Genomic DNA, 21,728 nt, shown 5'->3' on the forward strand with positions numbered 1-21,728 from the left:
TCGCGAAAGGGCCGCAAAGCGGCCCCCGGCAGTTTGTGCTGCGAAGCTGGAAACCTGGGGCCGCTACGCGGCCCTTTCGCGACACAAGGCCGCTCCCACATAGGCCATGTCAACCTGCCGGTTTTGCATGAGCCAGCGCAAACCGGCACACCTGCCCTCCCCTGAGCATGCATTCCTCATGACTCACCTCTGCCCCACCCAAAGCCCCGATCAGCGCAAGATCAAGCTCGCACACAACCGGATGCGCCTTGGCCAGATGATGGAACACACAATTGTGCGCGACGATCCCGGGTTCACCTGACGAGCGAAAGAACACCTGCGCCTCATACCCGGCAGTGTTCATGTGCTCGACGATACGCGCTTCATCCACCACCTTGTGCTCCAGGTCTGCTGCCAGCTTGCGCCCCAGTTGGCGCATCAGCGCCAGCAGCGCCTCTTCCCCAAGCAAACCAGCCACTTCACCAATCAGCAGGTTGGCCAGCAGCGGGTACTGGCGGGGGAACTGTTCGCGGGCGAGATCGGTCAGTTCGTGCAGCTGTTCCGGCCGACGCCCGGTAGGCCGGGTAGCGCCGCGCTTGACCAGGCCATCACGCTCCAGTGCGGCCAGGTGCTGGCGCACGGCCGTGCGGGTGATCGCCAGGGCCTGCGCCAGGTCGTCGATGCTCATGCCAGCTGGCTGGTGCAGCAACGCGTGGAGCAGGTCCTGTTGGGTACGGCCCAAACCTTCAAGCATCAGAACTTGTCCGGGAATTGTTTGACCAGCGCTGCAGCCAAGGCATCGGACAAGGTCAGGATATGCTCACGCATCATTCCCCATGTGCGCGCCTCGGCGGCGTAGTCACCGGCCGCCAGTTGATCGATCTGCGCCACATGGTGGCCGCCATGAGCACTGAGCAACGTCAGCAGGGTCGGTTCGGGCAGGTTCGGGTTGGCCTTGGCCAGGAACGCAGCGATGGCCTTGGCATTGCTGGTCAGTTCATCGACAGCGGCTTGTTGGCCCTTCTTGTCCTTGCCCACGGTGGCGTCGCTGTAATGCTTGATAGCGCCCCAGTGGCCGGCCAGCAGTTTCAACAACTGGTCAGCAGCGGGCTGGCCGTACAGCGGGGCGATGCTGCTGGCGATTCGTGTGGCGTCGCTGACCACTTCATTGGCGGCGACTTGCGCCTGTTTGGCGTTGCCGGCCTGGTTGGCTACGGCATAGTTGCGAACCCAGAAGATGTGCTCGACCCATAGGTCGCGCAGGGCCATGCGCGTGGTCAATGCAGCGGATTCTGCGGGTTTGGCGGCGGGGGTCGGGGAGGAGTAGCTCTGGCTCCATGCCGGCTGGGCGCACAGGGCGAGCAGCAGTAAGGCAGCAATCTTGGTGTTCATGACGGCACCCTCCTGGAGGGGATCGACTGACAAGATTAATTTAAGCATCAAAATATGTTTTTATCGGTTGCTGTGCAGGTTTCCGATCAGTGGTTTTCTGTGCCGGCCTCTTCGCGGGCTTGCCCGCTCCCACAGGAACCGCGCAGACCTGCTGGCAACACTTTACCTGTGGGAGCGGGCGAGCCCGCGAAGAGGCCCGAACAAGCAACAAAAAAGCCACGAGGTCACCCCCGTGGCTTTTTGTCACAACAATGGCCGATTACAGCGCCATGTCGTTCTCAGGCTTGCTCTCAACCGGCTCGCTCGCAGCGCCACCGAAGTCGACGCTGGCATCAATCACCGGCGGTTTCTCCAGTTGCAGCACTTCAGCGGTGTAGTTCCACTCTTTCTGGGTGGCCGCCGCCGAATCGTTCAGCTTGGTGCCATAGCTCGGTACGATTTCCTTGATCTTGGCTTGCCACTCAGGGGTAGCCACCTTCTCCTTGAACACCGTCTCCAGCACGTTCAGCATGATCGGCGCAGCCGTGGAGGCGCCTGGCGATGCACCCAGCAGGCCAGCGATGGTGCGGTCTTCGGACGCAACCACTTCGGTACCCAGCTTCAGCACGCCGCCCTTCTCAGCATCACGCTTGATGATCTGCACGCGCTGGCCGGCCTGCCACAGGCGCCAGTCTTCTTTCTTGGCGTTCGGGAAGTAGGTGCGCAGGGCTTCGAAGCGGTCGTCATCCGACAGCATCAGCTGGCCAGCAAGGTACTCGACCAGCGGGTACTGCTCGATACCCACCTTGGTCATTGGCCACACGTTGTGGGTGGTGGTGCTGCTGAGCAGGTCCAGGTACGAACCGTTCTTCAGGAACTTGGTCGAGAAGGTAGCGAACGGGCCAAACAGGATCACGCGCTTGCCGTCCAGCACACGGGTGTCCAGGTGCGGTACCGACATGGGTGGTGCGCCGGTCGAAGCAATGCCGTAGGCCTTGGCCATGTGCTGCATGGCCACGGTCGGGTTCTCGGTTACCAGGAACGAACCGCCCACCGGGAAGCCTGCGTATTCCTTGGCTTCCGGAATGCCCGACTTCTGCAGCAGCTTCAGTGCGCCGCCGCCGGCACCGATGAACAGGAACTTGGCATCGGTGGCCGACTCGGTACCGTCCTTCAGGTTCTTGTACTCGACGTGCCAGGAGCCGTCTTTATTACGGGTGATGTCCTGCACTTCGCTGGACAGCTTCAGGTCAAAGCCTTTCTGGGTTTGCAGGTGGCCAACGAACTGGCGGGTGATCTCGCCGAAGTTCACGTCGGTGCCGATTGGCGTCCAGGTCACGGCCAGCTTCTGGTTAGGGTCGCGGCCTTCCATCATCAGCGGGACCCACTTGGCGATCTGCGCGTGGTCCTCGGAGTACTGCATCGGGCGGAACAGCGGGCTGGCCTGCAGCGCGTCGTAACGCTTCTTCAGGAACTTGATGTTGTCATCGCCCCACACGAAGCTCATGTGCGGGGTGGTGTTGATGAACGAGTGCGGGTTCTTCAGCACGCCCTGGCGTACCTGCCACGACCAGAACTGGCGGGAGATCTGGAAGGCTTCGTTGATTTCGATGGCCTTGGAGATGTTGACGTTGCCGTCTTTGTCTTCCGGGGTGTAGTTCAGTTCGGCCAGCGCGGAGTGGCCGGTACCGGCGTTGTTCCAGCCGTTGGAGCTTTCTTCGGCCACGCCGTCCAGGCGCTCGACCATTTCCATCGACCAGCTCGGCTCCAGCTCGTGCAGCCACACGGCCAGGGTGGAGCTCATGATGCCGCCGCCGACCAGCAGCACGTCTACTTTCTTGGTTTCTGCGGCGTGCGCTTGCATGACGCTTGCAGCGACAGCCAGACCCAGCAAGGTCTTGCCAGCTTTCTTGAACATTGATCAATTCCAGTCAGGAGAACGGAGGGAGGGCCTGTGGCTGGCCCAGGTGTTCCTTGTTCTTCAGCGCAGGCTTTTTGTTGGTCATTGTTCAGCAGCCAGAGAACCAGAAAACGACCCGGCCTTTTGTCGAATTGACCGACAGGGCTGAATCGTTTTTCCGATTGTATCTGAAATGCCAGCACAAACAAATTGCAGGCCTGTGCGTCAAGGCGGCAGGTTGTCCCATGGCCAAAGGGCAAAACGCCCTGCCGATTGCAGTATTCGTCCGACGCCCCTACTATCGCGATCACTTCTCATTTACACCAGTATGCGCTCGCGCCGGATGCCGCCGTGGTTTCGATCCCTGAGTTGAACACCTCGCTCCATACCCTGTACCACAGCCATTCACGCTGGTTGCTGGGTTTTCTGTACCGTCGGCTGGGCAGCCGTTGCGATGCTGCCGACCTGGTGCAGGACACCTTTGTGCGCATCCTCAACCGCCCAAGGCAGTTTGACGGTGAACGCGGTGAGCGCTCGTACCTGGCCACCATCGCCCGCGGCCTGTGCGTGGACCACTGGCGGCGGCAGAAGCTGGAACAGGCCTGGTTGCAGCAGTTGGCCTTGCAGCCCGAAGCCCTGCAGCCCTCCCCCGAACAGCGCGCCATCATTGTCGAAACCCTGCACGAGGTGGACGCAATGCTGCTGCGCCTGCCGGCCAAGGTACGCCAGGCATTCCTGCTGGCACAGATCGATGGCCTGGCCTACCGCGATATTGCTGCACATATCGGGGTGAGTGAACGCATGATCAAGAAGTACCTGGCCCAGGCGTTTCTGCACTGCGCCATTCTCGAAGCCGAGCTCGACGGGTTGCTGGTGGAGTGATGCCATGACCTCATCCGCACAAAAGCTCAGCCATGCCAGCCTGCAACAAGCCGCGCAGTGGTATGTGCAGTTGCAGGACGATAACGTCAGCCCTCACCTGCGCGCCCAGTGGCAACACTGGCTGGGCCAGCACAGTGACCATCAGGCGGCCTGGCACTATGTGCAACGTGTCGGCCAGCGTTTTACCCCCTTGCAGGGCGAAGGCGCGGCGGCGGGCCGGGCACTGCGTGAGCACGACGCACACCGTTTCAGCCGGCGCACCGGGCTCAAGTCGCTGCTGGTGCTGGGTGCCAGCTCGCTACTGGGCTGGCGGGCCTGGCAGGGTGCGCCCTTGTCGGGCTTGGGCGCCGATTTTGCCACGGGCATCGGGGAAATCCACGAGACGCGCCTGGCCGATGGCAGCCACCTGTGGCTGGGCGCCCAGAGTGCCGTGGACATGGAGTTCTCCACATTCAGCCGGGTGCTGAAACTGCGTTTTGGCGAACTGCTGGTGGAAACCGCCCACGACCCGCGTCGCCCCTTCTTTGTCGACACCGCGCAAGGGCGCATGCAGGCGCTGGGTACACGCTTTGCGGTGTGCCAGCAGGGCGAGAACACCCGGCTGGACGTGTATGCCGGCGCCGTGGAGGTATGTACTGCGCACAGCGGTGAGCGCTGCATCGTGCAGGCGGGCCAGCAGGTGGAGTTCAGTGCCCGGGGCATCGGCAGCACCCGCGCGGCGCAAAGCGCGGGTGAGTCGTGGATTCATCACCGTTTGAATGCCGAAGACATGCCCTTGGCGCAGTTGCTGCAAACGCTTGGACGCTATCGCCATGGGCATCTGGGTTGGCACCCGGATGTTGCACGGCTGTCGGTGATGGGGGCCTTCCCGCTCAACGATACCGACCGGGCGCTGGAGTTGTTGCAAGCGGCGTTGCCGGTGCGGGTGCAGCGGCTGACGCCGTGGTGGGTGACGGTCGAGCCGGTTTGATACCGGTACACCGCGCTGGATTCTTCGCGGGCATGCCCGCTCCCACAGGTGCAGTGTGAGCCCGCAGCCTGCGCAGTACCTGTGGGAGCGGGCAAGCCCGCGAAGCAGGCGACGCGGTATTTGGTTCCAGCTGTGGTGGTGTTGGCAAATTCATTGGAGCCGACAAAAAAATCTGCCAGGCCAGTTCCCTTTTTCCAATCTCGTTCGGTTAACCCGGCATAGCCCTCCCAACTCACCCTTTCGACTCCAGAGACCCGCATGCCGACGCCCTTCCGACCCGCGCTTCGCCTGGCGCTTGCCGCGCCCCTTTCGCTGTGTGCCGCCGCACCGCTGATGTTGCCGGCCACCCCGGCCCACGCCGAACAGGCCGCCGAAACGACCTTCAACATTGCACCTGGCTCACTCGCCAGCGCCCTCAACCAGTTCAGCAGCCAGGCCGGCATTTACCTGGCCGGCAGCAACGAACTGGCCGCGGGCAAGACCAGCCGGGGCTTGCAAGGCCGCTACAGCGTCGCCCAAGGCCTGGCGCGGCTGCTACAGGGCAGCGGCCTGCAAGCGGTACCGCAAGGCAGCGCAGGCTACGTGTTGCAGCCACTGGCTGATGGCACCGCGTTGCAACTGGACGCCACTTCGATCAACGCCGCCGCCCTGCTCGCCAGCAACGGCCAGGGCGACAGCGGCTACCGCGCCGTTGCCAGTAGCACGGCAAGCAAGACCAGCAGCGCCCTGGCCGACACCCCACGCTCGGTTTCGGTGGTAACCCGCCAGCGCATGGATGACCAGCAATCGCAAACCCTCACCGAGGTGCTGGGCTATGTCCCAGGTATTTTCTCCCCGCCGTTTGCCGGCGGTGATGGCCAGGCAGGTGACTTGTTCTTCATCCGTGGCTTCAACGCCACCGACTACGGCTATGGCCTGTTGCGCGATGGCCTGCGGGTGCAGGGCAACCGCTACGACACCAGCAGCGAGCCCTACGGCCTGGAACGGGTGGAAGTGTTCCGCGGGCCAACCTCGATCCTGTATGGCGAGAACGCCCCCGGTGGCGTGGTCAACCTGGTCAGCAAGCGGCCTACCGCCGAGGCACGCGGCGAAGTGCAACTGAGCTACGGCTCGCACAACCGCCGCCAGCTTGGCGTGGACGTTTCCGGCCCGCTGAACGATGAAGGCAATGTACTTGGCCGCCTGGTAATGATGGGCCGCAAGTCCGATACCCAAATCGAGCACCAGCCCGATGACCGCCTGTACATCGCGCCCTCGCTGACCCTGAACTTCGATGACTTCAACAGCCTGACAGTGCTGGCCACCTACCAGCGCGACCGCACCCTGATGGAACTGGGCTTCCCTGCGGCCGGCACCTTGCTGCACAACCCCAACGGCAAGATCGACAAGGACCAGTTGTCCGGCAACCCGGACTGGGACAATTTCGAGCGGGAAACCTGGAGCCTGGGCTACGAGTTCAGCCACCAGTTCAACGACACCTGGCAGTTCCGCCAGAACTCGCGCTACATGCAATCGCGCATCGACCGCCAGGAAATGTGGCCGGGCAACCTGAACAACGGCGGCTTCGGCACCACCCTGAGCAACCAGGCCTACGACCGCTACAACAAGTCCATCGCCTACTCACTGGACAACCAGTTCGAAGGCCACTTCACCAGTGGCGCGTTCGACCACACCTTCCTGGTGGGGGCGAGCCTGGACCGCACCTCGTTCAACCAGGACTGGGATGCTGGCAACGGCGGTACCATCAACGTGTTCGACCCGGTCTGGAACGGCAAGCCCACTACACCCTTCCACGTCCAGAATGCCTTGCTCGAGCAGACCATGTATGGCCTCTACAGCCAGCTACAAACCAAGGTCGACAACTGGGTACTGTTGCTGGGCGGTCGCCTGGACCGGGTCAACAGCCAGTTCCGCAACAAAGCCGGCACCCTCAATGCGCAGGCCGACATGGACAGCTGGGACAGCAAGTTCACCTGGCAGACCGGGGTGATGTACCAGTTCGAAAACGGCCTGTCGCCGTACTTCAGCTACTCCACCGCGTTTGCCCCGACCCAGCAGACCGAAAGCAAGAACGGCCCACTGGACCCGACCACCAGCGAACAGTATGAAGTGGGCATCAAATACGAACCCAAAGGCTGGAACACTGCCTTTACCGCGTCGGTGTACGACCTGCGCAAGAAGGACGACGTGATTTTCGAGGGCGGCGACTACCGCCAGGTCGGCGCCAGCCGGGCCAAGGGTGTGGAGCTTGAGCTGAACAGCGACCTGAGCGAAAACCTCAACGTGACTGCCGCGTACACCTACACCGATTCGCGCATCACCAAGGACGTGGCCGGGTCGCTGTATGAAGACCACCAGATGACCGGCGTGCCGCGTAACCAGGCCTCGCTGTGGAGCACCTACCGCTTCCGTGACGGGTTGCTCAAAGGCCTGCAGATTGGTGGCGGCGTGCGTCACTTCGACAGCACCTTCGCCTATACCCCGGCCAGCCTGTACGGCAAGCTGGATAGCGGTGATGTGACGCTGGTGGATGCCAAGGTCGGCTATGAGATCGACGACAACTGGTCGGTCGAGGTCAATGCCCGCAACCTGTTCGACAAGGAGTATGTGGCAGGCTGCAACAACGCCGGCCGTTGCTACTGGGGTGAAGAGCGCACGTTGCTGGGAACGGTATCGCTGCGCTGGTAAGTGGCCCATCAACAAAAACCCCCGGCCATGTACATGACCGGGGGCCTTGGATCACGCCGCAAACGTCGCGATCAGGGTACCGCCAAGATTACTGCTGCTGAGGCAGTTTATCGATCGGGCCGCAGCCACCGATGATCTTGGAGATGGAAACCGAAGGGTGGAACAGGTAGTCGTACGAGCAGTTTTTCGGTTGGTTGTAAACCTGGCCAGTGCAACCCGACAGCAGGGCAACACCCGAAACGACAGCAACGGCTACGGTGGCCTTGAACAGCTTTTTCATTACTAAGTCCTTTAAATGAATCATCTTCGGCCATCGTCTGATGGCGGCGGGATGATACCGGACCTGAGTATTGGATCCAAGTCGCGAGTAGCACAAGTTCGTTGCAGTCGTGCAACAACAAGTTGCTGTTGCAGGAAACTTCCTGCGCGCGTGAAACGTATCACAGACCGTAGCAAGTGCCGCCGCCAAAACGTGACGCTGTCTGCATCAGGCGTTTGCGCGGTGCAGCCCGGTTTCTAGTATTGAAAGCGCAACTGCCACTTCGGCACCCAACTGATTATCAAGGAGCAGCAGCATGGAAGCCTATTTCGCACTGACCACTGCCGATAACGCCCCGGAGTTCATCTTCAAACTGACCGATCAAGCGCGCATCGAAGAAGCCCGCCGGATTTTATCCGGTGAAGAGCAGAGCAGAATCCATGTGCATGGTCGCCTGATCAAACGCCAACAGCCCTACAACCCGCGCTGGAGTTTCTATCTGGACCCAGACACCATCAACTTCTTCGAGGTGGCAATCGAAGTCTGCGATGCCACTACCCAATATGTCGAAGACCATCTTGACGAAGCCGGTGGTGCTTTCCTGCCGGGGGGCCATTGGTGCCCCTGGTCGTCGAAGCTGACCCGCGAGATCAAGGAATGACCTGCTGAACAGGTAATCAGGGCTGCTGTGCAGCCCCACTACCTGACGGGCAAGCGAAAGCAAGATAGTCTTGATACCTGCCTTCGCACTGCCCAACAGGAGTTCCCCATGCTCGGTGTCACCGACTACGGCGCATTCGTCATCGCCTTCATCATTCTTCTGGCCATCCCCGGCCCGGGCAACTTCGCGTTGATCACCGCTACCGGCAAGGGCGGCATCAAGGCCGGCCTGGCCGCGACCTTCGGGGTGATCGTGGGTGACCAGGTACTGTTGTGGCTGGCGGTAGCCGGCGTCGCCACCTTGCTCGCCACCTACCCTGCCGCCTTCCACATCGTGCAATGGGCCGGCGCCGCGTACCTGGCCTACCTGGGCCTGCGCATGCTGCTGAGCAAACCCGGTGACGCGCCGCGGGCCAGCCGCATGGACAATGGCCAGTACCTGCGCCAGACCATGCTGATTACCCTGCTAAACCCCAAGGCGATCATGTTCTACATGGCGTTCTTCCCGTTGTTCATCGACCCGGTGAAGCACCAAGGGCTGGTGACCTTCGGCTTCATGGCTGCGACGGTGGCGGTGATAACGTTCCTGTACGGGTTGATTGCCGTGGTGCTGACGCACCGGCTGGCCGAACGCATGCGCGCCAACCCTCGCATTACCAATATGTTCGAGCGGCTGGCGGGGGCTTGCCTGGTAGGGTTCGGCATCAAGCTGGCAGCGATGCGCTGAAACCGCTGACTCGCAGAATTGAAAAAGCCCCCGGCAACTCATCGTTGCCGGGGGCTTTGTTTATCAGCCATCAACCCGTCAATTGGTTTCCAGCTCATACGCCTTGCTCACGAACAACGCCGCAAACAGGCTCTTGCCTTCCTTGAAGGTGTACTGCTCTTCAAACTTGCCATCTTCCACCAGCTTCTGCCCGATGGCACATTCCGAGTCACTGTGGTTCTTGCCCTTGGCACCGAAATCACTGCTCCAGGTCGACAGCCCGACCTGCTCACAGAAGGCAGCGAACTTCGCCTTCGGCACATTCTGCTGGTAGTCGCTGTAAGCCTCTTTCAGCGGTTTGAAGCCGCTGTAGCTCACGCTGTAGTTTTCCACCTTGGCCTTGCGCGCAAAACCACTCACCGCCTCGGCCAATACCGCCTGGCCGGAGTACGAGCTGTACGCCCCGATCAGCATGGCGCTCAAAGCGCTCTTGAGCTGGGTTTCGACATCGTCGAGCTCCGGCAGCGACTGGAACTCGGCCTTGCGCACGATCTCACCCACCTTGGAGCCATCGTTGCGGTGGGTCACCACGAATGCCATCGAGCCTTCGCCGTCACCGGAGCGCTTGAGGGTGAAGTCCACGTCGACCGTGGTGCCGAAATCACCGGTGCTGCTGACCAGGAATGCACCGGTCATCGGCTGACGCACTGCCATGTTGCTACCCCAGTCAAAGTCAGACTGGGTGGCACGCCCATTGGCGGCCAGTTCGGCACGCGGCTGGATCTCGTCGCTGACATCAGACACCAGCACTACTTCGGCGCCCTTGCTGGCAACGAAAGGGTTGCCCATTTGCATGCCAAGCAGTTGGATGTGGATCGTGCCGTCCTTGCTGTCACCGTCGTGCGCCAGCTTCAGCGCATCGGCCTTCAGGTAAACGCCTGCAACGTTGCCGCTGGCGTTGAGCTGGTACTTGGCCCAGCCGGCCAGGCCTTCTTCCGCCGAGCTACCGCGAACCGACTCCATCAGGCCGGTCAGGCCACGCATGAACTGCTGGGCACCGTTGGTCTGCGCGGCCGCCACGCGGATCTCAGGGTCGGCGACTGTGAGGTTGCCAGAGAACGCCGAGTAGGAAATGTCACCTTCAGACAACACGTCCTCAAGGAAGTAGCGCTCCTTGAAGTCGTCGTAGTAGGCCATCGCAGCCTTCTTGCCCGAGCTGGAAACCATCGCGTAACCACCACCGAGCACCAGCACCGCTGCGGCCACACCGCCAATCAGCAGCTGCTTCTTGTTCATCTGTTTGATCATGGTGTTTGCCTCACTGGACCATGGCGGAAGCGTTGTTCCAGTCGTTCACGTACTTTTGGGAGACCTCGGGGGTCCAGCTGAAATCGATACCGGCGTTAGGGAATTCCTTGGCCAGCACGGCGCCGAACGACACGAGGTCGGCACACTTGTCCTGCTTGCACGCTTGGGGCTCGCCCGCGGTGTAGGCCCGGTAAGTCGGCACGGCGCGGCCATCGTCCAGCGGGTAGTACGGCGTGGCGTTGGCCACTTGGACCACGTACCAGCCTTCGCTGTATTCCTCGTCGGCCACCAGGCGGCCCTTGCTCGGGAAGTCGATGGCGTAGAAGTCGCCCTGCTTGCCGGTGACATGCACCATCATTGGCGCCACGCGGGCCGAGGTTGCCGGGTTTTGCTGCTCCAGCGGCGAAGCGAAGCGCACCTTGATGCCGGCCATTTGTGCCAGGGCTTCGGTTTCGCGCCCTTTGAACTCACTCATGCCGTCTTGCAGCTGCTGGTAGCGCTCCAGCACACGGGTGTGGACGCGGGCCAGTTCCTGTTGACGCTGACGCGCCTCGCGCACGCGCTGCTCTTCGCGCTGAACAGCCCAGTTCGCGCCATCGCGCACATCGAAGAACAGGCCTTGGCGATTAATGCCGATGCGGTTGCGGGTGATCTTTTGCGCGTCGTTACCCCACATGTTGTTCGTGATCGCCGCAATGTCCTTGACGATGAGCAGGTTGGCCACGTCGGTGGTGGTCGGCGAGGTGGTCTTGATCAGGTCGAAGATTTCCAGTGCGGCTGCCTTGTACTTGGCCGCGTCCAGGGCGAACGACTCGTCCGGGGTTACCGCCACGTAGTAAGGGTCGCTGCCGAATGGACGGCGCACGCCGTAGCTGCTGCGGGTGAAGGTGAGGTAGACCTTCATCTGCCGGCTGGGGATCTCACCTACCAGGAATGCGGCCTGGTCAGCTTCGCCCGTGAGGTAGGAAACGGCCTTGTCCTTGACCGCAGGCTCGAAGACCTTGTTGAAGATCAAGCCGCTCGGGTGAACGTACACGCGGTTCCAGTTATCGCCACGGTAGGTACCCACGGCCTTCCAGCTGATTTTTTCGAAGTTGCCTTCGCCAAAGCCGGACGCCGGGCACGGCATGGCCGGGGTGGTGCCGAACGACAGGGTGTCACCGTTGCTGATGATCTCGCGGCTGAGTACCCATTTGCAGCCGGCACCGTCCGTTACCTGCATCAGGTTGCGGTTCTCCAGGACCACGGAGCGGCCGAAGTCCGAGGTGGGGGCTGCGGCTACTGCGGCGGCAGGGGCCGCGACGGGCGGAGCGGCAGGTGCTGCGGCCGGGGTTTCGCCAGCTGGTGCTGGTGCTGGCTCTGCGGCAACGGCCGGCGCTGGAGCAGGAGCAGGAGCAGGAGCAGGAGCAGGAGCTGCTTCTACTTTCGCGGGTGCTGATTCAACTACCGCAGGAGCTGGCTCGGGCGCTGGGGCTGGAGCAGCGGCCGCCGGGGCTTCCGCTGGCGCTGGCTCTGGTGCTGCTGGTGCAGCCGGAGCAGGTGCCGGGGCAGCGGCGACAGCGGCAGGCGCAACGGCCAGGGTCACCAGGCCCAGGTTGCTGGCATTGCCCGAGCCGCTGGCGTACAGGTTGCCCTTGGCATCGACCGCCTTCCAGCTCACCTTGGCCGTCGAGCAGTCCTTGGCGAACACGAACGGCAGCTTGGTCAGCAGGCCTGACAGTAGTTCCTGGTTGTCCCAGGCCGGGCGGGTGATGGTGAGGTCGACCTGGGGTTTGCACCAGGTGGTGGCATCCCCAGGCACTTCGACCTTGATGTTGTCTTTCTTGGAAAAGGCCAGCTCGTGGGCGAACGCCTGTGGTACCAGACCACAAGCGCCGATCACGGCCAGCGCGAGCGCGTGCTTTTTCATGGAGTTCCTCAGATCAGTTCCCAGGTGCCGTTGGCTTGTTTGCAGAAGGTGTTCTGCTCTTGCTCGGTCTTGCCGCTTTGCGACTTCAGGTTGACCGTGACCGGGCGGCAGGCAGCTTCGGCAGCGACCGTTTCGGTAGGCAGCGACTGCATCGAATCCAGGTCGAAGCCCTGGGTTTCCTTGCTGGCGGCAACGTCCAGCTCGTCCAGGTTCACTGCCGGTGTCACGCGCTTGGCCACGGCTTGCGCCTTGGGTTCGACGTAGTTCTTGTGCACATAGCCAACGGTTACACCCTTGCGACCGACCAGGATCCAGTCACCGCTGGAGCCAACGGCGGTGAACTCGGTGTGGTTTTTCAGGCTGCCGACCTTTTCGCCGTTCTGGTTGGGTGCGGCGCGCACGTTCAGGTTGTCGCTGATGGTCACGTACGGTTCGTTGATCAGCTTCATCGACGGCACCGCCTGGATCTTCGGTGCACGCTTCACCTCGACCTTCTTGGTCTGGGTGTATTCCTTGCCCGGCACGATCTGCGCGGTGGCGCCCGAGTGGTCGGATGTCCAGGTCACCGGCTGGGCGCTGGCGGTGGTCTGCTGCTGGCTCAACACTTCCTGGGTACGCAGCGCCAGGGCTTGCTGGTCTTTCTCGTCCAGCATGTGGCCGATGCGGTTGCCCACGTAGGCACCAATGCCACCTGCAATCAGGGCCGCGGCGATCTTGCCGTTGCCACTGCCCATGGTCGAGCCGATGGCCACACCGGCCAGGCCACCGATTACGGTGCCCGCTTGCTCTTTGCTGATCCCGAGCTGTGCACAGGCCGTGGTAGAGGCGATGGCGACCGCCAGAACGGACGCGACGAATTTCTTACGCAAGTGGAGCACTCCATTTTCGGTGGGGCGCACAGCCGCGTACCGCAGCCAGTGTCTGGCAGCAGCATTCGACGTTGTGCGGGGTTTTCAGAGAGGGTGCAGCACTGGCCGCAGACGGCAATTCAGCCGTCCAGCGAGGGGCGCAGGGGGAGACCAGTACGGCGCAAAGCATCCAACGAATCCATGTCAGGAAGAGTTCATCGCCCAGCGCGCGTAATCATTACGGCGTTTGGCCTGGGCGTGAGTGGCGTATTAGAGGAGCGCATTGTAGCGCAAGGTGCCATTGGCAGTTCAAGACAAAATGTTGCGAAGGGACCGATCTGCTCCGAGCTCATGCACCGAGCTTAGAGCTAATCTGCATTGGCCTACTCGTAGTCCTTTTCTGAATCCAGCGCACAGCCCTGCTAAGCCATTGCAGGCGAGTGGAGCGCCCCTTAAAAGACCAATGTGTGCCGCACCCGAGCACAGGGGCGCTCAGGTCCTGTGCGAATTTCATCAGACAAGAGAAGGATACCGATTAGCGATAGTGCGTGGTTCCAGGAGATGCGCAGTGCTATCGCCGCAAGTCGATAATCGCGGCGTCAATCACTACTCGGTAGTCACTGCCTACAAAGTGCATCGCGGTCGCGACGCCACGAGGGTCGGTACGCTGAAAGCAAAAAAGGCACCATAGGTGCCTTTCGGGAAATCATGAGGGCTGGTAGTCGAAGCGCTTGCTTAGCACGTCCAGAAACACACCTGGAAGGGGTCGGAAGCTAACCACTGTTGCCGGTTACCGCTACCGTACGAGTGGCGACTCGCACAATCCACACTAACCCGCCTATATCGCCATGAACCGGATCAGCCCTGCTCTTATCGAGCCCTCGCGAGCAACTTTGGGGAATGCCGGTACATCCGTCAACCGTTTTGCGCCGCCGGTCCAAGGCGAAGCGGTTACTAAACGCACAGGGTCAAATGCCCTCGAAATCTGCCGGTTTTCGCGATAAGGCCCCGCCCTACAACAAAAAGCTCGGAAATGTCCCCTTCCTTGTAGGCCGTTTCCCAAACATACTGCCAAACCGCTCAAACGCTTGCGACGTATTGTGTCGCGCCCTAGTCTCGGCTTGTCGTTGCCATCCAACGACCGGCTTTGACAGGCCGACAACTCTCCGTGCACGTACATCCGTTATGGCGGCAGTACGTGGGGCACCTTGTGTGCGCCGAGTCTCCGGAGTCCTCGGTCTGTCAACCCGCGTACCGCTGCCACCCCTCTTGTTTGACAGCAAGTCCGTAGCAGCCCGACTGACTCTGGAGTTACTTATGCGCAAGATGGTCCCCGATCCACCCCACTCCCTCGATTCAACCCAAGTACTGCAAGCCCCCCTCGTCCAGTCCTCAGAGTACGTACTCTGCGCCCTGTCCGTGGCCCGTCAGTCGGTGCAACTCAAGCCCACTGCCCACAGCTCGATCGTGATGCAGGCCGTGATCCATGAAATGGAGGCCGTACAGGGGCTGGTCGAGTCGGCCTTGATGCAATTACAGATGCGGCCGCATTTACCTGCTGAGCCCTACACCTTGCATTAGCAGGTCCGGCCTCTTCGCAGGCGCGCCCGCTCTCATGGAACAAATCGTAATTCTTTGATTTGACACGGTCTCTGTGGGAGCCGCGCTTGCCGGCGATGGGCTGCGAAGCAGCCCCAATGCAGGCGGCACCATTCTGACGGATTGGAATTGACTTGAGACTTTGGGGCCGATGCGCAGCCCATCGCCGGCAAGCGCGGCTCCCACACCGAAGGCAGCGGGCTTGCGGGCAGAGTTCCTTGCGCGACAGCGCAGCCAGAAGGGCTGGGAGATCTCCCACAGGGGTTCCATAACCTTCAAGCACTGCACCGTACCTGTGGGAGCGGGCAAGCCCGCGAAGAGGCCTGCCCAGACAACCAAGATTCCAGGGAGATAAAAACAATGCCCACCGACAACACCAAAGAACCCACCTCCCTCGGCAAGACCTGCTTTTACCAAGGCGAAAACAACACCCACCCCCTGTTCCGCATCGAAGCCGGCATCCCCTGCCAGGACGCCCGTGAACAGGCCTCGGAGCTGATGGGCTACGTGCGCGACCTGATCATCACCGGCCTGATGGACGGCGACCAGAAACTGATCTGGGCCTCGCATTACCTGAGTGCGATGGCCAAGGCGCTACTGGATGATGCTGAGTTGGGGATGAAAAAATGAGCGGGAATTTGCCAATAATCGGACTGGCCTTGAGCAACACCAAGGGCTTCAGGTTTGTCGGCTTATCGAAAGCTCCGATTGTTGGATTATGCGCCTGGAGGTATGATTTTGACGTGGCAACACAAGGAGATGTAGGTGCAGAGCAGGCATTTGATAAAGGAGCTTCAAGCAGCCGGTTGGATCCTGAAACGTGTTACTGGAAGCCATCACATCTTCAAGCACCCCAACAATCCGAACACCATCCCAGTGCCGCATCCGAAGAAAGATCTACCGATCGGCACAGTGAAAAGTATCAGGGAACGCGCCGGGTTGATCTAGCCCGGTCATACCCTCTGCGTTGCGCTGAAGGAGAAAGCCATGCAATTCCCAATCTGCATTGAATGGGGCGACGAAAACACCGCTATTGGTATTCAGATTCCTGATATCCCTGGCGGGGTAACTGCGGGCGACACCTTCGAAGAGGCCTATGCGGCAGCTATTGAGGTGGCCCACATCATGTTGGAGGAGATTGCCAGCAGCGGGCAGGCCATTCCAATGCCTACTAGCGCGGCATTACACCGGAAAAATCCGGATTTCGCTGGCATGGGCTGGGGGATGCTGGAACTCGACATCACGCCGTACCTGGGCAAGACCGAGAAAGTAAACGTCACGTTGCCAGGATTCGTCATCCAACAGATCGACCGGTACGTGCGTGATCACAACGTAAAGAGCCGGTCTTCGTTCCTGGCCGATGCAGCCATGGAAAAGCTGGGTCGCTAGAGACAACAAAGCCCCACTCAATGCTGGGGCTCTACAGATTTCAATGGTAGGCACTTAGCGCTTCGAATCGAACAGACCGCCTCGGGAGCGCATGAGGGCAATACACCCGCCCTCACCAACAAACTCTCGCGAACGAAAAAGCCCCTGGAAACTTTCGTTTCCAGGGGCTTGATCTTGTATGGCGGAGAGATAGGGACTCACCACATACGAACGCAACCCCCTGAAAACACTGGAATCATTGGCTTGAAGAGGGGTTTTACGTACAATTGCTACGTACAATCATCTTGAGTAGCCCCCATGGCAGACAACCTTCAGCAACAAGGCGGAACATGGCACGTTCGCCTCGCCATTCCAGCGGACGTGCAGAAGGCTTTCGGCGGGAGGAAGGTCCTCTCCAAGTCGCTGGAAACTCGCCAGCGGTCCGAAGCGATGAACCTTCGCCTACCTTATCTCGCCCAGTGGAAGGCCCAGATCGCAGACGCCAGGGCAAAGGTGAAGGCACTGAAAGAGAACTGGCGCCCTGAACTTGCAGCCCGTAGCGCCGCCCTCGACAAGCTAGTTGACACTCGCTTGTTGGCCGCAGCGAAACGAGTACCTACAATAAGAACGCATACCCCTGATGACCTTGATGAGGCAAAGCGAAAGCTATTCGAGCTGATTAGCGCCCAATACTTGGACGCCTTTGAGTGGGAAGGCAGAGGGGTTAAAGGGCTGGTGGAACTGCTCGATGCGGATAACGCGCAAGATCCTGCGGAGACCCATGTAGAAGCAGTTCAGCAGGCAGCCGCGCTTACCCGAGAATACTCGTCGCGAATAACCGCGTTCGTGCTCGGGCTAACGCCATCCGAGGCATCCGAAGCCTCGATCATCCTCAACGACCCAACCAGCTATAAGCCCAGGTCACCAATAACCAAGCCCCGGCTAGCCGCGTTCCGTGCAGCCCGCGAAGAGAGGAAGATTTCCTCCAAGAACGTTGACCAGCAGGAATCGAAACTTCAGAAGCTGTCGGCCTTCCTAGCCGACGCGGGCAAAACCCTTGACTTTGACATGGTAGCTGAGTGGCTGGACTCCCTGGCCGTCTCCGCGAAGACGAAGGCCCAGTACATTAATGCTGGTACTACCTTCTGGAAGTGGGCTATGAAGTACGATGCCCAATGGCGAGAGAGCTTCAAGGGCGCCACCAATCCGTTCGAGAATCACGACCTACCTGTCCTGAAAGGCAAGGCAAAAGCCGACTCCCAGCGCCTTGACTTCACCTTACCTGAACTCTCTCGACTGCACCTTGCCGCAAGCACAGAAGGCCATAATGCCCTTGCTGACCTGATCCTGCTGGGCACATACACTGGCGGTCGGATCGAGGAGCTTTGCCAGCTTCGTGCCGAGCACGTCATAGAGGCTGATGGCGTGCAGAGCTTCGATATTACCGATAGCAAGACCGTAGCAGGCATCCGTGTCGTTCCAGTTCACCCTACCCTTACTACCTTGGTGCAGCGCCTTATTGCGGACTCACGAGACGGCTACCTTGTACCGTCTGATTCAAAGAACAAATACGGCAATCGGTCCGATCTCCATAGCAAGGCGTTCGGCAGGCTGAAGAAGTCGCTGGGGTTCAGCGACCGCCATGTGTTTCATAGCATACGGAAGACTGTCATCACGCAGCTCGTGCGTGCCGACGTATCCGGCCCTATGATCGCTGAGCTAGTTGGCCACGAGACAGGCACTGTGACCTTCGACACATATAGCCAAGGCGCAAGCGCCACCCAGAAGTTAGTGGCCATCTCCAAGATTCCAGAGCTTCCAGCCATTCAGCCCGCCTAACTTCACAGCCACTTGCCCCGCTCGCAAGCTTTCCAACCTTGCGGGCGCCAGCCAATTACCGAACATCCGGAAATCGAACAAAATACTTGCATCATGACTGAATGTGTGCTTGACAATTCTCTAGGTCCGTGGTAATCTATGTCCTTCAGTGGTAAATCCCACTCGATCCTCTTCCCCCGTGATACCCATATCCCCGACTGCTAGTGTACCGACTGAGAAGAACGGCTCTGTCAGTGCGGCATAACCTGTTGCTCGATCCAGGGCAGATGATCGAGACCTCATTGGGTCGTAAGTTGTACCAAGAAGTTAATTAGGCTTCGGGAGTCTTAACTTCGAGGTATTTCTCGGCTAGGGAAGCAACGCAACTAGCCACTACTTTATAAGCCTTCCCGGCAACGGGGAGCCCGCACTTCAACTTAGAAGCGCAGTACGCCTTAATTCCAACTTGACCCCGAAGCTCTTAACAGAGCCAGGGGTTTACTTTGCCCGCTGTAAACCTTTAATTCATTGAGATAATAACTATGGCCCAGCGCCCTTTAAAACGTAACACCTGCTCGGGATGTGGACGAATCCACTACTCCCGATCCCCCCTTACCCGCTTCTGTGGGTCAACTTGCCAGAGTCGCACTTGGCGGCAGAATAACAAAGCCACCCAAGAGCAACTTGAACAAGAGTACCTTGCCCAAGAAGCCGATAAATCAGCCCAGCAAGAAAAGGATGCCGCTTGATGAGCAGTAATATTGTCTGGCTCGAAGTTCGCAAGGATAACGGGGCTATCTTATCTTACTACCTGAATAAGCCTTCAGCCCCTTCAGCCACAGTGGATTACGTCCAAGCCACCAAGGACGAACTTCTGTACTTGAATAGTCTAGAAGACTTCATTCTCCCAGCTGGAATGGTAGCCACTCTAGATGACCTTGTGGACCACAGAGAGCGTTTGCAAGCAGCAAAGAAGAAGAGCCTGCCCCTACCCACAGGGTCGAGCAAGAAGCCCTCACAGAGCATTGCAGAGGGTACTGATAATAAGCAACGTGCAACCAAGAAGCTTTCCAAGGCAGAGTTTATGTCGGGTTTCAAGAAGGTCGATAAGCCGACCAAACAGGGAAATTAATAATGACCACATACACCTATGGACTCGATGTTGTGGAGTTCTTTAAATACGATGATATAGAGCTACAGCAACTACTTGACCAGCGAGTCATCCGATATAACAGTAATTCGGAAGGGCTCAGCCATAAGGGGATGGCGGCTAATGTGGACTTTGTTCGCCACAAACCTCTTGAGATGTCCCTTATCGAACTTCAAGAAGAGGTGCTGCAAGGCTATAGAATTGTAAAGGCAAATGCCGAGTCTCTGTTCTTCAAGGCCATTCTGCGGAAGCCCGAGAAGGTAATTAAAGCCGAGCTACGCAAGCTAGAAGAGCTGGTGCGTACTGAGTATGAACAGAGTCGGTATGAGCGTAATGCTGCTGAAACTGCCCGCCAAGTTGAACTCACCATCTCTATGCAGCGCCGTAAAGCAGAAGCAAAGGCAGCAGCCGAGCAAGCAGCAACAATGGCCGCACAACAAGCAAGTGAAGAAGCAGCCGCCCTGGCCGACCTTCGTCGTGCGTATGCAGAGCCAGCCATTAGCCAGTGATGCTGGCCCAGCGAGATTGAAAGCGGAAATTCCCGCTTCTAACTGCCCCACACATTGAGGAATTAATAATGTTGAATCTCCGACTTCTTCCAGAAGTTTACGCAAGCCTGCAACTTGAAGCAGCCGCCGCTGGCATCAGCGTGCCTGCTTATATTGCTCGCCTACTAACCACACACGCACAACGCCGCAAGGCTTAATCACCGTACACAATCTCACACTAAGGAGAGGATATGTCTGCAACCGTAGTACAACTCGCCCCACAGGCGAAAGAAGAGCAAGCCCTTCAAGCACTCAAGGATCGTTATATCCGAGTGCCCTCTAAAACCACCTATGCAAGTTACCGGGATGTGCTGACTGGGATCATCCAGTCTGATCCGTTTATCTTGCTCAGTTACTACAGGGCCCAAGGCGGCTCAAAACTCAAGGAAGGCGACTCCTTGCCGCTCAACTTTGTCACTGGCGATAGTTTCAAGCCGCTAGCGCCACACATCCTACCCGGTAACCTGCTGAATCTATGGCAGGCACCTGAGCTACAACCGTCTGGCGAGAAAGTAACAAAGGATCAAGTAGAACCATTCCTTGAGTTCCTGACCCGCTGGTTCCCTGATCACGAAGAGCGTGCGTATTTTACTCGGTGGATGGCTTGGGCGGTACGCTACCCTAACCGCCGCCTCATCGTTACCCCCCTACTGCGGAGCGATCACTCTATAGGGAAGGGGTTCTTTGCTGAGTGCCTTATGACTGGTCTGCTGGGCAGGAAGAGCGTGGCCAACACAACTTTAAAGAGCGTGGTTGGCGACTTTAATGAAGTACTGGAAGGCAAGACGTTTGTCGTAATTGACGAATTGTACCGAAGTGGCGAGGCCACAGCGAACGCTTTAAAATCGATCCAAGGCAATAGTACGTTTACGCTCAACCGTAAGCATCAGCCGGTTGTAAGCGTGGAGAATTACCTTAATTTCATTGTTACCAGTAACGACCTTGTTCCGCTTGACCTTGAAGCCGAAGATCGCCGGTTCTGGGTGCCGCAGTTCATCAAACATCGGGTGGACATTAGTGAGACTGGGCATTTCCTTAACGCTAAGCTACGCCCATGGTTAGAGGCTGATGGCTTCCAGCTTGTACGTGACTACCTTGAGCAGATCGACCTGACCAACTTCTACCCAACTAGCTCGGCCCCTATGACGACTAGCAAGAAAGAGATGATCGGCTTTAGCCCACGCGAAGAGCTAGCTGAGTTTGTGGCTGAATACGTCGGTGATGTGCGGGTACTAAAGGCTGCTGATATCGAGGATGCCTACAAGTTGGCCTCGACAACCGACGTTTCAAACCACGCCATTGGCAAGGAACTGGCGAAGCTGGGGTGCAAGCAGAAGCGTACAAATCTTGCCCGCTGGTGGATTACGCCGACTGGGCTGGCTGCTGGGTTGTCCGAGACTTCTACGCCTGCCGAGCTTCAAAAAGCTTATGCCGCGTGACGCTTATCGTGACACTCGTGACGCTACCGTGACGCTTCGACAAACAAAGCGTCACGCCGGTAAACCCCAGGATTCACGGGGTCTGGGGCATCCGTGACGCTCGTGACGCTTTCACTACGTCTTTTTATATATATGGTTAGGGTTACGCGATATACCGGGAACGGAGTGGACGGTATTCGCGTGAGTGAGTGGCTAAGCCACGAACGGAAAGCCGCTATGCGGCTAGCGTGTACAATTCTCTAACCTTCGCATTGCGGGGATCTACTCTCCCGCCCATCAGAACGGTTCCCGGCCAATATCCCCCGCTGGGGGATGTGAGCTCCATC

Annotated in this window: 21 protein-coding genes; 14 read left to right on the forward strand and 7 right to left on the reverse strand. The window is 59.2% G+C overall.

All coding sequences use genetic code 11. From position 1 onward, the window contains the following. Positions 1-109: 109 nt before the first annotated feature. The 3 genes from ACFY9W_RS05655 to mqo all read right to left on the reverse strand — a co-directional run bounded on the left by ACFY9W_RS05655 (position 110) and on the right by mqo (position 3,268). Positions 110-733 carry a MarR family transcriptional regulator gene (locus tag ACFY9W_RS05655; protein ID WP_391126937.1) on the reverse strand — a complete coding sequence of 208 codons (624 nt, stop codon included), beginning with the start codon at positions 731-733 and terminating at the stop codon, positions 110-112. Further along, positions 733-1,371 (reverse strand): hypothetical protein, encoded by a 639-nt coding sequence (locus ACFY9W_RS05660; protein WP_391126940.1) that lies wholly within the window; start codon positions 1,369-1,371, stop codon positions 733-735. The genes ACFY9W_RS05655 and ACFY9W_RS05660 overlap by 1 nt, the downstream gene beginning before the upstream one ends. Positions 1,372-1,630: 259 nt before the next feature. Beyond that, the gene (gene mqo, locus ACFY9W_RS05665; protein WP_391126943.1) at positions 1,631-3,268 is read right to left on the reverse strand and encodes a malate dehydrogenase (quinone); all 1,638 of its coding nucleotides are present in this window, start codon (positions 3,266-3,268) and stop codon (positions 1,631-1,633) included. Positions 3,269-3,324: 56 nt separating this feature from the next. Here mqo and ACFY9W_RS05670 point away from each other — a divergent pair, with 56 nt between their 5' ends. From ACFY9W_RS05670 to ACFY9W_RS05685, 4 genes are all read left to right on the forward strand, one after another. Then, positions 3,325-3,618 (forward strand): hypothetical protein, encoded by a 294-nt coding sequence (locus ACFY9W_RS05670; RefSeq protein WP_391126946.1) that lies wholly within the window; start codon positions 3,325-3,327, stop codon positions 3,616-3,618. After that, the gene (locus ACFY9W_RS05675) at positions 3,602-4,132 is read left to right on the forward strand and encodes a sigma-70 family RNA polymerase sigma factor (protein WP_391126949.1); all 531 of its coding nucleotides are present in this window, start codon (positions 3,602-3,604) and stop codon (positions 4,130-4,132) included. Before ACFY9W_RS05670 ends, ACFY9W_RS05675 begins: the two co-directional genes overlap by 17 nt. A 4-nt stretch (positions 4,133-4,136) precedes the next feature. Beyond that, positions 4,137-5,102 carry a FecR domain-containing protein gene (locus ACFY9W_RS05680; RefSeq protein ID WP_391126952.1) on the forward strand — a complete coding sequence of 322 codons (966 nt, stop codon included), beginning with the start codon at positions 4,137-4,139 and terminating at the stop codon, positions 5,100-5,102. A 258-nt stretch (positions 5,103-5,360) separates the two neighbouring features. After that, positions 5,361-7,790, forward strand: coding sequence for a TonB-dependent siderophore receptor (locus tag ACFY9W_RS05685; protein WP_391126955.1), 2,430 nt, complete (start codon positions 5,361-5,363; stop codon positions 7,788-7,790). A gap of 88 nt (positions 7,791-7,878) precedes the next feature. Here ACFY9W_RS05685 and ACFY9W_RS05690 read toward each other — a convergent pair whose 3' ends face one another. Beyond that, the gene (locus ACFY9W_RS05690) at positions 7,879-8,070 is read right to left on the reverse strand and encodes a YhfL family protein (RefSeq protein WP_046616491.1); all 192 of its coding nucleotides are present in this window, start codon (positions 8,068-8,070) and stop codon (positions 7,879-7,881) included. A 295-nt stretch (positions 8,071-8,365) separates the two neighbouring features. On the opposite strand from ACFY9W_RS05690, the gene ACFY9W_RS05695 reads away from it, so the two are divergent. Together ACFY9W_RS05695 and ACFY9W_RS05700 are read left to right on the forward strand one after the other, a co-directional pair. Next, positions 8,366-8,710, forward strand: a complete 345-nt coding sequence (locus ACFY9W_RS05695; protein WP_391126958.1) for a hypothetical protein — start codon at positions 8,366-8,368, stop codon at positions 8,708-8,710. A gap of 108 nt (positions 8,711-8,818) precedes the next feature. Further along, on the forward strand, positions 8,819-9,436 hold the full coding sequence (locus ACFY9W_RS05700; RefSeq protein ID WP_391126961.1) for a LysE family transporter: 618 nt from the start codon (positions 8,819-8,821) through the stop codon (positions 9,434-9,436). A 78-nt stretch (positions 9,437-9,514) separates the two neighbouring features. Here the strand turns inward: ACFY9W_RS05700 and ACFY9W_RS05705 are convergent, their stop codons facing one another. From ACFY9W_RS05705 to ACFY9W_RS05715, 3 genes are read right to left on the reverse strand one after another with little or no spacing between them, the layout of a single operon-like run. Next, a complete protein-coding gene (locus tag ACFY9W_RS05705) occupies positions 9,515-10,723 on the reverse strand; it encodes a hypothetical protein (RefSeq protein WP_391126964.1) in 1,209 nt (402 codons plus the stop codon). A gap of 10 nt (positions 10,724-10,733) precedes the next feature. After that, the gene (locus tag ACFY9W_RS05710; protein ID WP_391126967.1) at positions 10,734-12,632 is read right to left on the reverse strand and encodes a hypothetical protein; all 1,899 of its coding nucleotides are present in this window, start codon (positions 12,630-12,632) and stop codon (positions 10,734-10,736) included. A gap of 8 nt (positions 12,633-12,640) precedes the next feature. After that, entirely contained in the window at positions 12,641-13,501 is an 861-nt protein-coding gene (locus ACFY9W_RS05715) for an SH3 domain-containing protein (protein WP_391126970.1), read from the reverse strand. A 1,296-nt stretch (positions 13,502-14,797) separates the two neighbouring features. On the opposite strand from ACFY9W_RS05715, the gene ACFY9W_RS05720 reads away from it, so the two are divergent. The 8 genes from ACFY9W_RS05720 (at position 14,798) to ACFY9W_RS05755 (ending at position 21,402) form a co-directional block, all read left to right on the forward strand. Further along, complete coding sequence (locus ACFY9W_RS05720) at positions 14,798-15,061, forward strand: hypothetical protein (protein ID WP_391126972.1); 264 nt, start codon at positions 14,798-14,800, stop codon at positions 15,059-15,061. Between the two features lie 378 nt (positions 15,062-15,439). Then, the gene (locus ACFY9W_RS05725) at positions 15,440-15,709 is read left to right on the forward strand and encodes a DUF3077 domain-containing protein (RefSeq protein WP_391126975.1); all 270 of its coding nucleotides are present in this window, start codon (positions 15,440-15,442) and stop codon (positions 15,707-15,709) included. Positions 15,710-15,844: 135 nt separating this feature from the next. Then, entirely contained in the window at positions 15,845-16,027 is a 183-nt protein-coding gene (locus ACFY9W_RS05730; RefSeq protein ID WP_119369101.1) for a type II toxin-antitoxin system HicA family toxin, read from the forward strand. Between the two features lie 39 nt (positions 16,028-16,066). Continuing rightward, on the forward strand, positions 16,067-16,468 hold the full coding sequence (locus ACFY9W_RS05735) for a type II toxin-antitoxin system HicB family antitoxin (RefSeq protein WP_391126978.1): 402 nt from the start codon (positions 16,067-16,069) through the stop codon (positions 16,466-16,468). A 297-nt stretch (positions 16,469-16,765) separates the two neighbouring features. Beyond that, positions 16,766-18,286 (forward strand): tyrosine-type recombinase/integrase, encoded by a 1,521-nt coding sequence (locus tag ACFY9W_RS05740; protein WP_391126981.1) that lies wholly within the window; start codon positions 16,766-16,768, stop codon positions 18,284-18,286. Between the two features lie 727 nt (positions 18,287-19,013). Beyond that, entirely contained in the window at positions 19,014-19,397 is a 384-nt protein-coding gene (locus ACFY9W_RS05745) for a hypothetical protein (protein ID WP_391126984.1), read from the forward strand. Positions 19,398-19,399: 2 nt separating this feature from the next. Next, positions 19,400-19,924: a hypothetical protein gene (locus ACFY9W_RS05750; protein WP_391126987.1), complete on the forward strand. Its 525-nt coding sequence runs from the start codon at positions 19,400-19,402 to the stop codon at positions 19,922-19,924. 230 nt (positions 19,925-20,154) lie between these two features. After that, positions 20,155-21,402 (forward strand): DUF5906 domain-containing protein, encoded by a 1,248-nt coding sequence (locus ACFY9W_RS05755; protein WP_391126989.1) that lies wholly within the window; start codon positions 20,155-20,157, stop codon positions 21,400-21,402. The last annotated feature ends 326 nt before the right edge of the window (positions 21,403-21,728 follow it).

Source organism: Pseudomonas sp. NPDC008258 (assembly GCF_042956345.1).
In the GTDB taxonomy this organism is placed as follows: domain Bacteria; phylum Pseudomonadota; class Gammaproteobacteria; order Pseudomonadales; family Pseudomonadaceae; genus Aquipseudomonas.

What these genes read in the sequence shown, in the direction of transcription:
- ACFY9W_RS05655 (WP_391126937.1), bottom strand. Translation starts at nt 733, where the DNA reads ATGCTTGAAGGTTTGGGCCGTACCCAACAGGACCTGCTCCACGCGTTG.
- ACFY9W_RS05660 (WP_391126940.1), bottom strand. Translation starts at nt 1,371, where the DNA reads ATGAACACCAAGATTGCTGCCTTACTGCTGCTCGCCCTGTGCGCCCAG.
- mqo (WP_391126943.1), bottom strand. Translation starts at nt 3,268, where the DNA reads ATGTTCAAGAAAGCTGGCAAGACCTTGCTGGGTCTGGCTGTCGCTGCA.
- ACFY9W_RS05680 (WP_391126952.1), top strand. Translation starts at nt 4,137, where the DNA reads ATGACCTCATCCGCACAAAAGCTCAGCCATGCCAGCCTGCAACAAGCC.
- ACFY9W_RS05685 (WP_391126955.1), top strand. Translation starts at nt 5,361, where the DNA reads ATGCCGACGCCCTTCCGACCCGCGCTTCGCCTGGCGCTTGCCGCGCCC.
- ACFY9W_RS05690 (WP_046616491.1), bottom strand. Translation starts at nt 8,070, where the DNA reads ATGAAAAAGCTGTTCAAGGCCACCGTAGCCGTTGCTGTCGTTTCGGGT.
- ACFY9W_RS05695 (WP_391126958.1), top strand. Translation starts at nt 8,366, where the DNA reads ATGGAAGCCTATTTCGCACTGACCACTGCCGATAACGCCCCGGAGTTC.
- ACFY9W_RS05700 (WP_391126961.1), top strand. Translation starts at nt 8,819, where the DNA reads ATGCTCGGTGTCACCGACTACGGCGCATTCGTCATCGCCTTCATCATT.
- ACFY9W_RS05705 (WP_391126964.1), bottom strand. Translation starts at nt 10,723, where the DNA reads ATGATCAAACAGATGAACAAGAAGCAGCTGCTGATTGGCGGTGTGGCC.
- ACFY9W_RS05710 (WP_391126967.1), bottom strand. Translation starts at nt 12,632, where the DNA reads ATGAAAAAGCACGCGCTCGCGCTGGCCGTGATCGGCGCTTGTGGTCTG.
- ACFY9W_RS05720 (WP_391126972.1), top strand. Translation starts at nt 14,798, where the DNA reads ATGCGCAAGATGGTCCCCGATCCACCCCACTCCCTCGATTCAACCCAA.
- ACFY9W_RS05725 (WP_391126975.1), top strand. Translation starts at nt 15,440, where the DNA reads ATGCCCACCGACAACACCAAAGAACCCACCTCCCTCGGCAAGACCTGC.
- ACFY9W_RS05735 (WP_391126978.1), top strand. Translation starts at nt 16,067, where the DNA reads ATGCAATTCCCAATCTGCATTGAATGGGGCGACGAAAACACCGCTATT.
- ACFY9W_RS05740 (WP_391126981.1), top strand. Translation starts at nt 16,766, where the DNA reads ATGGCAGACAACCTTCAGCAACAAGGCGGAACATGGCACGTTCGCCTC.
- ACFY9W_RS05745 (WP_391126984.1), top strand. Translation starts at nt 19,014, where the DNA reads ATGAGCAGTAATATTGTCTGGCTCGAAGTTCGCAAGGATAACGGGGCT.
- ACFY9W_RS05750 (WP_391126987.1), top strand. Translation starts at nt 19,400, where the DNA reads ATGACCACATACACCTATGGACTCGATGTTGTGGAGTTCTTTAAATAC.
- ACFY9W_RS05755 (WP_391126989.1), top strand. Translation starts at nt 20,155, where the DNA reads ATGTCTGCAACCGTAGTACAACTCGCCCCACAGGCGAAAGAAGAGCAA.